The sequence below is a fragment of the Mesorhizobium sp. LHD-90 genome, assembly GCF_030929505.1.
In the GTDB taxonomy this organism is placed as follows: Bacteria; Pseudomonadota; Alphaproteobacteria; order Rhizobiales; family Rhizobiaceae; genus Kumtagia.
Genome location: NZ_JAVFVV010000010.1, coordinates 16911 through 28935, shown reverse-complemented (window position 1 = coordinate 28935; position 12025 = coordinate 16911). Strand labels below are relative to the sequence as shown.

12 protein-coding genes are annotated in these 12025 nt (G+C 64.0%); 6 read left to right on the top strand and 6 right to left on the bottom strand.

Annotated features, from left to right (window positions below; genetic code table 11):
- The first annotated feature begins 154 nt into the window (after window positions 1–154).
- The 6 genes from RB623_RS15375 (at window position 155) to RB623_RS15350 (ending at window position 6521) form a co-directional block, all read left to right on the top strand.
- On the top strand, window positions 155–1081 hold the full coding sequence (locus tag RB623_RS15375; protein ID WP_308057754.1) for an N-acetylmuramic acid 6-phosphate etherase: 927 nt from the start codon (window positions 155–157) through the stop codon (window positions 1079–1081).
- A 26-nt stretch (window positions 1082–1107) separates the two neighbouring features.
- A complete protein-coding gene (locus RB623_RS15370) occupies window positions 1108–2367 on the top strand; it encodes an ABC transporter substrate-binding protein (RefSeq protein WP_308057753.1) in 1260 nt (419 codons plus the stop codon).
- 292 nt (window positions 2368–2659) lie between these two features.
- Window positions 2660–3592 (top strand): sugar ABC transporter permease, encoded by a 933-nt coding sequence (locus RB623_RS15365; protein ID WP_308057752.1) that lies wholly within the window; start codon window positions 2660–2662, stop codon window positions 3590–3592.
- Between the two features lie 12 nt (window positions 3593–3604).
- Complete coding sequence (locus tag RB623_RS15360; protein WP_308057751.1) at window positions 3605–4444, top strand: carbohydrate ABC transporter permease; 840 nt, start codon at window positions 3605–3607, stop codon at window positions 4442–4444.
- Window positions 4441–5502, top strand: a complete 1062-nt coding sequence (locus RB623_RS15355) for a Gfo/Idh/MocA family oxidoreductase (protein WP_308057750.1) — start codon at window positions 4441–4443, stop codon at window positions 5500–5502. The genes RB623_RS15360 and RB623_RS15355 overlap by 4 nt, the downstream gene beginning before the upstream one ends.
- Before the next feature lie 17 nt (window positions 5503–5519).
- Window positions 5520–6521: an ABC transporter ATP-binding protein gene (locus RB623_RS15350; RefSeq protein ID WP_308057749.1), complete on the top strand. Its 1002-nt coding sequence runs from the start codon at window positions 5520–5522 to the stop codon at window positions 6519–6521.
- Window positions 6522–6595: 74 nt separating this feature from the next.
- Here the strand turns inward: RB623_RS15350 and RB623_RS15345 are convergent, their stop codons facing one another.
- From RB623_RS15345 to RB623_RS15320, 6 genes are all read right to left on the bottom strand, one after another.
- On the bottom strand, window positions 6596–6967 hold the full coding sequence (locus RB623_RS15345; protein WP_308057748.1) for a hypothetical protein: 372 nt from the start codon (window positions 6965–6967) through the stop codon (window positions 6596–6598).
- A 19-nt stretch (window positions 6968–6986) separates the two neighbouring features.
- Window positions 6987–8516 carry a class I SAM-dependent methyltransferase gene (locus tag RB623_RS15340; protein WP_308057747.1) on the bottom strand — a complete coding sequence of 510 codons (1530 nt, stop codon included), beginning with the start codon at window positions 8514–8516 and terminating at the stop codon, window positions 6987–6989.
- Window positions 8517–8711: 195 nt separating this feature from the next.
- A complete protein-coding gene (locus tag RB623_RS15335; protein ID WP_308057746.1) occupies window positions 8712–10166 on the bottom strand; it encodes a GMC family oxidoreductase in 1455 nt (484 codons plus the stop codon).
- Window positions 10163–10336, bottom strand: coding sequence for a hypothetical protein (locus RB623_RS15330; protein WP_308057745.1), 174 nt, complete (start codon window positions 10334–10336; stop codon window positions 10163–10165). The genes RB623_RS15335 and RB623_RS15330 overlap by 4 nt, the downstream gene beginning before the upstream one ends.
- 103 nt (window positions 10337–10439) lie before the next feature.
- Complete coding sequence (locus tag RB623_RS15325) at window positions 10440–11345, bottom strand: DMT family transporter (RefSeq protein ID WP_308057979.1); 906 nt, start codon at window positions 11343–11345, stop codon at window positions 10440–10442.
- Window positions 11346–11565: 220 nt separating this feature from the next.
- A complete protein-coding gene (locus tag RB623_RS15320; RefSeq protein ID WP_308057744.1) occupies window positions 11566–11979 on the bottom strand; it encodes a helix-turn-helix domain-containing protein in 414 nt (137 codons plus the stop codon).
- Between the last annotated feature and the right edge of the window lie 46 nt (window positions 11980–12025).

Below are 12025 nucleotides of genomic sequence, written 5' to 3'. Positions count from 1 at the left end.
CCAAGCGTTAATTTTCGTGGGCAATCCATTTTTCCTCAAATCTCTGTAATTTAATCGATTTGCGACCTAGGCAGCATGGAAGTCGAAAATTCCGTTAACGACCGCTGGACAAGTGGTATTTTTTTGGTATTGTCCCGGCATCGGAGGAGAATTGATGGCGCTGACCGGCACCGAGGCAGTGAACGCGAATGCGAAGGGGCTCGACCTGCAGTCGCCCGCCGCGATCCTGCGCCTGTTGGCGGATGCCCAGGTCGAAGCCGCCAGGAGCGTGCAGGCCGCCATCCACGAGATCGCCCAGGCCGCCGAACTGGCCGCGCAACGGCTCGCCACGGGCGGGCGGCTGTTCTATGCCGCGGCCGGCAGCTCGGCCTTGATGGCGCTTGCCGACGCGCTGGAGCTGCCCGGCACCTATGGCATTTCGCATGAACGCGTGGTCGTGCTGATCGCCGGCGGCAAGGAAGCCTTCGTCGACCTGCCGGGCGCGCCGGAGGACGATGCCGCGCAGGCCGCGAAAGAGGTCGCCGACAACGGCATGACGGCCGGCGACTGCCTGATCGCGCTGTCGGCCAGCGGCACGACCCCCTATGCGCTCGGCGCGCTGGAGGAAGCGTCAAGACGCGGCGCCGCCACGATCGGCGTCGCCAACAATGCCGGTACGCCGCTCGTCACCCGCGCCAATGTCGGCATCGTACTCGCCACGCCCCCCGAAATCGTCGCCGGTTCGACCCGCATGGGGGCGGGCACGGCGCAAAAAATCGCGCTCAACATGTTTTCCACGCTGGTCGCCGTGCATCTTGGCCATGTGCATGACGGCTACATGGTCAATCTCAGAATCGACAACCAGAAACTGCGCGACCGCGCGGCGCGCATCGTTTCCTCCATCGCCGGCTGCTCGCGCGACGACGCGGAGCGCTTCCTTGAAAGGAGCGGCGGCTCGGTAAAGACGGCGATCCTGCTCGCCGCCGGCGTCCGCGACGCCGGCGCGGCGAAGAACCTTCTGGAGAGTTCCGGCCAAAAGCTGCGGCCGGCGCTCGCCAGTCTTGAAGAGGGGAGCAGGGGCTCTCGTCAAAATCGAACCTGAAACAGGTCAAAACAGGGAGACTACACATGCAAACGAGACTTTTGACGGCGCTCCTGCTCGGCTCCACCGTACTCGGCTCGGCCGGGGCGGCGTTCGCGCAGGACAAGACGCTCACCATCGAGAGCTGGCGCAACGACGACCTCGCCATCTGGCAGGAGAAGCTGATCCCGGCCTTCGAGAAGGCCAATCCCGGCATCAAGGTGGTGTTCGCGCCGTCGGCGCCGACCGAATACAACGCCGCCCTCAACGCCAAGCTCGATGCCGGTTCGGCGGGCGACCTCATCACCTGCCGTCCCTTCGACGCCTCGCTCGACCTCTACACCAAGGGCCATCTCGCCGACCTGACTTCGCTGCCCGGCATGGAGAATTTCTCCGACGTCGCCAAGTCGGCCTGGCAGACCGACGACGGCAAGGCCACCTTCTGCGTGCCGATGGCGTCCGTCATCCACGGCTTCATCTATAACAAGGAAGCCTTCGACAAGCTCGGCATCACCCCGCCGGCGACCGAGGCGGATTTCTTCGCCGCCCTCGACAAGATCAAGGCCGACGGCACCTACATCCCGATGGCGATGGGCACCAAGGACCTCTGGGAAGCCGCAACCATGGGCTACCAGAACATCGGCCCGAACTACTGGAAGGGCGAGGAAGGCCGGGTGGCGCTGATCAAGGGCGAGCAGAAGCTGACCGACCCGCAATGGGTCGAGCCCTATGCGACGCTTGCCAAGTGGAAGGACTATCTCGGCGACGGTTTCGAGGCGCAGACCTATCCGGACAGCCAGAACCTGTTCACGCTCGGCCGCGCCGCCATCTATCCGGCCGGCTCGTGGGAGATCTCCGGCTTCAACACCCAGGCGCAGTTCAAGATGGGCGCGTTCGCGCCGCCGGTGAAGAACGCCGGCGACACCTGCTATATCTCCGACCACACCGACATCGCCGTCGGCCTCAACGCCAAGAGCCCGAACGCCGACGCGGCAAAAACCTTCCTGTCGTGGGTGGCCTCGCCGGAATTCGCCACCATCTACGCCAACGCGCTGCCGGGCTTCTTCAGCCTGAACAACGCCCCGGTGAAGATGGAGGACCCGCTGGCGCAGGAATTCGTCTCCTGGCGCGATAAGTGCAAGCCGACGATCCGCTCGACCTACCAGATCCTGTCGCGCGGCACGCCGAACCTGGAGAACGAGACCTGGGTCGAGTCCGCCAACGTCATCAACGGCACCGACACGCCGCAGGTGGCCGGCGAGAAGCTGCAGAAGGGCCTCGACGCCTGGTACAAGCCGGCGAAGTGATGCGCCGACGCTGACCCTCCCCCTTGAGGGGAGGGTCGCGGAGAAAACCGAGCGGTACGCGAGGTTTTTGAAGCGGGATGGGGGCCGGGACGCAGTGCTCCGACGCAAAGCGGCGTTGGAGTTTGGCCGCGGCAACCCCACCCCGTCTTACGGTCTCCGCTTCGCTTCGACCGCTCGACGACCCTCCCCACAAGGGGGAGGGTTATGCCGGCCGCGTTGCCGGCGCCTTGCCGCGACCGAAAGGCGGCAGCAGATTGCGTCAATCGCCTGCAACGTCTTTGCCGGAACCGCCATGTCCCTCGACGATCAGCCAATCAAAAGACCCTTCCGCTGGCACATCGTTGTGTTCCTGGCGCCTGCGTTCTTCGTCTACACGGCGTTCATGATCGTGCCGCTCTTCGGCACGCTGCAGCTCTCGCTGTTCCGCCGCGTCGACCAGCAGTCGGTCTATGTGGGGCTCGACAATTTCCGCATGCTGTTCGGCGACCCGCGCTGGTCCGTGAATTTCTGGAACGCGCTGTGGAACAATGTCTGGTTCTTCATCATCCACATGCTGGTGCAGAACCCGATCGGCGTGCTTCTCGCCGCGCTGCTGTCCAGCCCGAAACTGCGTTTTCGCGCCTTCTACCGCACCGCGATCTTCATCCCGACAATCCTGTCCTTCGTCATCGTCGGTTTCGTCTGGAAGCTGATCCTGTCGCCGCTCTGGGGCGTGGCGCCCAACCTGCTCGACCTTGTCGGCCTGAAGAGCCTGTTCACGCCCTGGCTCGGCAAGGAGGAATACGCGCTCACCACCCTGTCGCTGATCTCGGTCTGGCAGTTCGTCGGCATCCCGATGATGCTGATCTACGCAGCACTTCTGTCGATCCCCGACGAAGTGATCGAGGCGGCCGAATGCGACGGCATCACCGGGCTTTCGCAGTTCTGGAAGATCAAGCTGCCGCTGATCCTGCCGTCGATCGGCATCATCTCGATCCTCACCTTCGTCGGCAATTTCAACGCCTTCGACCTGATCTACACGGCGCAGGGCGCGCTGGCCGGGCCGAATTTCTCGACCGACATTCTTGGCACCTTCCTCTACCGCGCCTTTTTCGGCTTCCAGCTCCAACTCGGCGACCCCAACATGGGCGCGGCCATCGCAACCATGATGTTCTTCATCATCCTGGCCGGCGTCTGCGTCTATCTGTTCACGATCCAGACCCGGCTGCGGCGGTATCAGTTCTGAGAGGATGACGACATGAGCCGCGCCACCTCCTCCCCTGCCCGCCTGATCGGCGCCCATGCCGTGCTGATCGCCTACACGGTCATCGCGCTGTTTCCGGTGCTGCTGATCGTCATGAACTCGTTCAAGGCGCGCAACGCCATCTTCCGCTCGCCGCTCACTCCCCCGACGCCGGAAACCTTCGACCCCGTCGGCTACACCACCGTCATGGCGCAGGGCGATTTCCTGCTCTATTTCCAGAACAGCCTGGTCGTCACCGTCGGCTCGCTGTTCTTCGTCATCCTGTTCGGTGCGATGGCGGCCTTCGCGCTGTCGGAGTACCGGTTCCGCGGCAACACGCTGACCGGCCTCTACCTCGCGCTCGGCATCATGATCCCGATCCGGCTGGGCACGGTGGCCATCCTGCAATTGATGGTGGCGAGCGGCCTGGTCAATACGCTGACGGCGCTGATCCTCGTCTACACCGCGCAGGGCCTGCCGCTCTGCATCTTCATCCTGTCGGAATTCATGAAGACGGTCTCCGACGATCTGAAGAACGCCGGCCGCATCGATGGGCTGTCGGAATACCGCATCTTCTTCCGCCTCGTGCTGCCGCTGGTGCGTCCGGCGATCGCCACGGTCGCGGTGTTCACCATGATCCCGATCTGGAACGACCTGTGGTTTCCGCTGATCCTGGCGCCGTCGGAAGGCACCAAGACCGTGACGCTCGGCGCGCAGATCTTCATCGGCCAGTTCGTCACCAACTGGAACGCGGTGCTGGCGGCGCTGTCGCTCGCCATCCTGCCGGTGCTTGTCCTCTATCTGATCTTCTCGCGGCAGCTTATCCGCGGCATCACCTCGGGAGCGGTGAAGTGACCCCGCAAGAACCCCTTCGCGTCGTCGTCGCCGGGCTGGGCAATATGGGCCGCAGCCATGCGCTGGCCTATGCCACCAACCCCGGCTTCGAGATCGCGGCGCTGATCAACCGTTCCGATGTCGCGCTGCCCGGACCGCTTGTGGGCCGCCGGATCGGGCGATCCTTCGAGGATGCGATCCGCGAGGAAAAGCCCGACGTCGCCTCGATCAACACCTATTCCGACAGCCATGCCAACTATGCTGTTCTGGCGCTGGAGGCCGGCTGCCACGTCTTCGTCGAAAAACCGTTGGCGACCACGGTGGCCGATGCGCGCCGCGTGGTGGACGCGGCCAAGGTCAACGGCCGCAAGGTCGTCATCGGCTACATATTGCGCCATCACCCTTCCTGGATGCGGCTGATCGCCGAGGCGCGCAAGCTTGGCGGCCCCTATGTCTTCCGCATGAACCTCAACCAGCAGTCTTCCGGCGCGACCTGGGAAACCCACAAGCAACTGATGAAGACGACCTCGCCGATCGTCGACTGCGGCGTGCATTACCTCGACGTGATGTGCCAGATCACCGATGCGAGGCCGGTCGAGGTGCGCGGCATGGGCGTGCGGCTGAGCGACGAGGTCGACCCCGGCATGTACAATTACGGCCATCTGCAGGTCCTGTTCGAGGACGGCTCGGTCGGCTGGTACGAGGCCGGCTGGGGGCCGATGATCTCGGAGACCGCCTTCTTCGTGAAGGACGTTATGTCGCCACGCGGCTGCGTGTCGATCGTCATGGCCGAAGGTGTTCGCTCGGACGACATCGACACCCACACCAAGACTTCGACCATTCGCCTCCATAGCGCCGAGCGGGGACCGGACGGCAGGTTCGCCAGGCCGGACGAGTTGCTGTCGATGCAAGGCGAGCCCGGCCATCAGGAGCTTTGCGATTTCGAACAGGCTTTTCTGCTGAAGGCCATCCGCGAGGACCTCGATCTGACGCAACACATGGACGATGCGGTCAAGTCGCTGGCGGTCTGTCTGGCGGCCGACGAGAGCGTGCGGACCGGCGTCGCCGTCAAACTCTAACGAACGGGAACTGCGCCTTGGGCTCTCTCAGAATAGAGAATGTGCAAAAATCCTTCGGCAAGGTCGAGGTGCTGAAAGGCATCGACCTCGCGGTCGAGGACGGTGAATTTGTCGTCTTCGTCGGGCCGTCCGGTTGCGGCAAATCCACCCTGCTGCGCGTGATTGCCGGACTGGAGGACGCGACCTCCGGCAAGGTGCTGATCGACGGCGTCAACGTGGTCGCGACACCGCCGGCAAAGCGCGGCATCGCCATGGTGTTCCAGACCTACGCGCTCTATCCGCATCTCACTGTGCGCGACAACATGGGGCTCGGGCTGAAGCAGGCGGGCACGCCTGCCGCCGAGATCGACAAGCGCATCGGCATCGCGTCGTCCATGCTGTCGCTCGAACCCTATCTGAAGCGCCGCCCGGCGGAGCTTTCCGGCGGCCAGCGCCAGCGCGTCGCCATCGGCCGCGCCGTGGTGCGCGAGCCGAAGCTTTTCCTGTTCGACGAGCCGCTGTCGAACCTCGATGCGGCGCTGCGCGTCAACACGCGCCTGGAGATCGCCCAGCTCCACCGCCGGCTGAAGGCGACGATGATCTACGTCACCCACGACCAGGTCGAGGCGATGACGCTGGCCGACAAGATCGTGGTGCTCAACGCCGGCAAGATCGAACAGGTCGGCGCGCCGATGGAGCTCTACAACAATCCGGCCAACGAATTCGTCGCCGGTTTCATCGGCTCGCCGAAGATGAATTTTGTTGACGGCGCGCGGCTGGGCGAGGCGCAGGCCAAGACGATCGGCGTCAGGCCGGAGCACCTGTCCGTCAGCGCGACATCGGGCGCCTGGAAAGGCACGGTCGTGCATGCCGAGCATCTCGGCGCCGACACCAATCTCTATCTCGACTGCGAGAAGGCCGGGCTGGTCACGGCGCGCATTTTCGGCGTCTACAACGCCGAGCCCGGCGCCACGCTGTACGCCACGCCCGATCCGACAAAAACCTACCGCTTCGATGCAGAGGGGCGGACCATCCGTTAAGGCCGTTCACCCCACCTGGCTTGCTTCACTCGGTGGTCCGAAGGGCCGGACGGGGTGAGCCGGTCAATCATCGATCACGTCCGGTCGCGCGGGTTCCATACCTCCGATCCGAGCTGCTGGCCGCCGAGGCCGACCCAGCTTCCCGACAGAGCGCCGTTCGGCCCGACTTGGTAGACGGCGATGCCCGGTCCTCCACCCTGCGGCTGGTACACCACCGCAAAGCCGCCGTCGCGCAGGATGCCGGTGCCGCGGTGCTGCTGGTTGCCGATCTTCCACAGCACCTGATAGGTCTCGTCGCTCTTCACGACAGTCACCTCGCCCCGATAGATGCCGCCGCCGCCGGGATTGCTGCCCTCGACCGTGTAGCTGCCGGCGATGTCCTGCGCCCACAGGCTGGCGACGGAAGACAGGAGCAGGCCGGTCGTCAGTATCGCAATCCGCTTCATCGCAGGCTCCTTCGCGATCTCATGTCAATCCGAGCTGTTCGAACACCGGCAGGCGCTTCTCCTGGAACGTCGCATGGCGCGTGCGCAGCTCTTCGAGATTCTGCTCCGGCGTCTCGATCGCCACGCCGTCGCGCAGCAGCCGCTGGCCGAGCGCGGAAAGAACCTGCCAGACGAAGGTCGGCGCATCGGGATGCTTGTTCAGCCGCGCCAGCAGGAACAGTTGCTCGAAACGGTCGACGCCGACGCCCCCGCCGGTCACCGGCGAGGCCAGCGCCTGGACGTCGGCCGAATGCCGCGCATTCTCCATCACCGCTCGGTTGAAGCGGCGGGTCGCTTCGCGGCGCTTGCCGTCGTTCTTGTCGTCGAGGCAGGGCTGCACATGACCCGAACCCACCAGCACCAGCAGCGCCTGAATGCTGCGCGCCCAGCCCAGCTCGGCGACCGCCGGAATGGACTGCATCGACTTCAGCGTCCTAGGGCCCGTGGCGAGCGCGTCGAGGAACGGACCGTAGACCTCCGGCTGCATCGCCGCCTCGCCCAGCCCGCCCGTCACCTTGGTCGGCGCGTCGGCGCGGTTGATCGACAGCGCAAAGCGCATCTCCTGCCAGCGCTCGCGTGCTGCGAACAGGCCGAGCGGCACGCCGCCCTTGATGAAGATGTCGCGCCGGAACTGCTGGTTGACGATATAGTCGCGTGTGGTTTCGCGCAGCGCGACGTCCTCGATCTCGTTGAGGAAGTTGCGCTGCGCCTCGGTCATGTTGAGCGCGTCGACATGGTCGAGCAGATGCGCTGAGCCCAAAAAGGTCAGTTTTGCCTCGGCAAATTCGGCGGTGACGTCCATGTGGTAGAAGGGATGCCAGTCTTCGTTCAGGAATTCATGGATGAGATAGTTCTTGTTCTGTGTCTTGAACTTTTCCAGCCGCTCGGCGACGCCGGGGCTCGCAGCGAAATACCGAGCATTGGCTTCCTTCAGTTTGCCGAGCATCTCCAGCGCCCGGTTGAGCCGGGTGAACGCGGCGTCGTGGTGGAGCGAGCCGAACTCCATCATCAGCCGACGAAGCGGCGAGGCGGACGCCCAGCCAGGCATGCAGTTGTAAGACACATAGGCCAGCCCGCCCGGCTTCAGGTGTCTTGCGATGAAGGCGACGATGGTGCGCCGGTTCTCCTCGCTGATCCAGGACAGGATGCCGTGCAGGGCGATGATGTCGAATTGCGGCAGGCTTGGTTCATTGAGGAAATCGGCGAAGCTGGAATCGAAGAAATGCACGTTCTTCGAACCCGCCGCCGCGGCAAGCGTGCGCGCCTCGACGATATGGGCGGGGTTGAAGTCTGTCGCATAGAACTGGCTGTGCGGGTTCGCCGCCGCCAGAACGTTGGTGGAAACGCCGCGGCCGCATCCGAGTTCGCACATGGTCAGCGGCGCTGTCGCCTGGGTCGTGAGCACCGATTTTCCCAGCGCCGCAAGCTCGAGCATGGCGGGTGTGAGTTCGCGGTAGAAGCCGGCCGTATAGGCGACCTCGGAAATATATCCGGACGTCCAGGAACTCATGACCGGCCTGTTCTCCCCCGCTTTTCGGCGATGTGCCGGTAGACGTAGCCGGTCCCGGTTGAAAAAGAAATGGGGGCCGCAGCCCCCGATTTCAGTCTTTCCGGCGGAACTGCACCCGAAAGTGTTTCCCGCTTCCTGTTTTATCCCAAAGCCGCAACTGCTCCGGCCGGTCGCAGCCTGCTTTTATCTTGGCGCCTACTGCGCCATGGCGCTTTGGCTGATGCGTCTGGCGAGATGGTCGCCGAGCCGGCAGCTCAGCGCCACGATCGTGGTCGTCGGGTTGCACTGGCCGGATGTCGCGAAGACCGACGAGCCGCCGACATAGAGGTTGGCCACGCCGTGCACCTGCTGGTTGCGGTCGACGACGCTCTTCGACAGGTCGTCGCCCATGCGGGTTCCGCCCATATGGTGGTGGCCGGCGAGCTCCTGGTCGTCCGGATAGGGTTGGTTGTTCAGCACCCAGTCCTCGATCCGCACCCGGCCGTAATCCTTCTCGGCCAGCGTCTTGCCGAACAGGCGCAGCCCCTGCAGCAGCGTGCGGTGTTCCAGCTCGCTCTTCTTCCAGTGCAGTTCGATGCGCGGGATGCCGAGCGCGTCCTTCTCCGTCGCCGACAGTGCGACGAAATTGTCGGCGCGCGGCGCCTGCTCCCAGCCCATCACCAGTTGCGCTGCGCAGCGCAGATTGCCGCCGATCCCCTCCGACACCCATTCGGCGGTTTCCGGCGCGACGCAGGCGAGTTCTGCGACCAGCCATTTCGCCCCATGATAGGGCATCTTGATGAAACGGATGCCGAAATTCATGATCTGCTCGCGCTGCATCGCTTCCAGCGACGGCGAGAAGAAGGCTTCCGAAACGTCGTCCATCTCGAACTGGTCCGGGTTGTCCATCAGCGCGTTGCCGCCCTGGAACTGCGGATGCTCCATCCAGTATTTGCCGAGCGCCTCGGCATGCGGCACGACTCCGCCGTTGGACTGTTCATTCGACCACAAAAGCAGGCGCGAATTCTCCAGCCCGCCGGTGCAGGGCACGTAATAATCCGCTACAGCGACGCCCTGGTCCTTGCCCGCCGACCAGACATGCGCGCCGGTGACCTTGGTGCCGTCACCCTCCAGCCTTGTCACGTAGGTGTCCAGCACCAGCGCGATGTTCTTGCTCTGCTCGATCTCGGACCGGTATTTCTCGCCGAAGCGCACCGCCGGGCTCTTGATCAACTGCACCCAGCGTATGTCGTCGGAAATCCAGACGTCGTCCCGGAATGGGACAAGGTCGAGAATGTCGTGCACCTCTTCGAGATAAGGCTCGATGTCGGTGCGGCGGATCGGCCAGCCGGTGTCGGGAACCCAGGCCTTCGGCTCGAAGTCGACTGCATCCATGACCCTGCACCAGCCCGCCCAGTGATTGGAGCAGCCGCCGAGATAACGCAGTCGGGTCACGTCGAGATCGAAATAGTAGTCGCCCACGGTCTTACCCTTGTAGAAATCCTGCGACTCCTCGGTGAAATCGGCCTTGCCCGCCTCGAAGATCGCCACCGGGATGCCGGCGCCGGCCAGCTTGCGGGCGATCGTCACGCCGGCCGGGCCCGAACCGATCAGAATCACCTTGGGCGTGAAGCCCGAGGCGCGAAAGCCCTCGAAATTGTCGAAGATCATGCCAGTTCGCTCCTCTTCAGGATCCAGCCATTGACCTCGACCAGTTCGTCGGCCGGCTGTTTCCTGGAGGGAGCGGCATGTGCCGCGAACAGCGCGAAGGCGGGGATCGACAGCAGCGCCTGGAGGATCGTGCGACGCGTCGCGCGAGGCGTGGTGTTGGTGGGGGCCATAAGTCTCGCTCCGGTATCGTTACGCCGTGCCCCAAATTTTCGGGACACCTGCTGAGAAAAGCGAAATGCGTGCCACAGCACACCGATCGGTTGCAAATAGCCGCTAGCCGACTGCAATCAGCGTTAATATTCCGCAAACGATCAGCACGCAGCCGGCGATCTCCAGCCGGTTGATCCGCTCCTTGAAGAAGAACACCGACGAGGCGAAGGTGAAGATCATCTCGACCTGCGCCAGCGCCTTCACCACCGCCGCCTGCTGCAGGGTCATCGCCGTGAACCAGCCGAAGGATGCCGACGCTCCGACCAGCCCGACGAACAGCGCCGGCTTCCAGGCTTTGGCGATGCGGCCGAGTTCGGAGCGGTCGCGCGAAAGCATCCAGACCAGCATCACCACCGTCTGGAAGACGATCACAACGACAAGCGTATAGGCGGCCTGCATGATGAAGTTCGGGCCGCCGAGCGACAGCGACGCGGCGCGATAGGCGACGGCCGAAACGCCGAAGGCCGTACCGGAGGCCAGGCCGATCAGCGCGTTGCGGGCGAACATCGAGGTGACCAGCGTGCGCAGGCTCAGCGCCGTGTGAGCCACCGAAATCAGCATGACGCCGAAGACGCTGATGGCGATGGCCAGAAGCACGCCGGCCGTGACGCGCTCGCCGAGGAAGAGCAGCCCGAACAGCGCGGCCTGCGCCGGCTCGGTGCGCGAATAGGCGGTGCCGACCGCGAAATTGCGGAAGGAGAACAGATGGACCAGCAGGAAGGTGGCGACGATCTGCCCGACGCCGCCAAGCACCGCCCAGGCGAAGAAGGCCAGATTCGGCGCCGGCAACGGATGGCCGAAACCGAAATGCAACAGGCAGACGAAACCGAGAGCGAAGGGCACGCCAAAACCGAAGCGCACGAAGGTGGCGCCCGTCGTGCCCATCACGCCTTTGAGATGTTTCTGCGCAGCCGAGCGGAGATTCTGCAGAAACGCCGCGCCGATGGTGATCGGGATCCAGAGTTCCATCATGCCGGCACGCCATCTTCCTTCAGATCATGCGCTTTAGGCGATCGAGACAGTGCGGCGCAACAGATGCTATCGGCTGGACCAAGAGCAAAAGGCGCGATGCCTACGCTCCTTCAAACCGGACCGTCCGTCCGGTCGCGCGTGGCCTTGATCTGAAAGGCTGGCGGGACAGTGCCTCGTCAATTCCCCAGCTTCAAGGAATCTGTTCAGCGCACAAAGCTCAATGCTCGTCCCCGCACAGGTCGTGATTGGCGAGAGCGCGGATGACGTAGCAATCCCGCACCTGATCGACATGGCAGTGCGTGGTGATCCGCTCCAGCTCCTGTTCCAGCCGCTGCAGTTTTTCGATCTTCTGACGCACCGCCTGCAACTGTTCGGCGGCGATGCGGTCGGCCCGCGCGCAGGGTCGATCCGGATGGGCGCTGAGTTCGATCAACTCGCGGATCGCGTCGATCGTCAGCCCGAGGTCGCGGGCATGGCGGATGAAGGAGAGCCGGTCGCGTTCCTCGGATCCATATCGACGCTGGTTGCCCTCCGAGCGCTCGGCCGCCGTCATCAGCCCCATCTGCTCGTAATAGCGGATGGTCGGGATTTTTACGCCCGTGCGCCGGGACAGTTCGCCGATGGTCAGCATCGCGGCCTCCAGAAACTCCAGTGGCTATAGATATGACACGATGCGG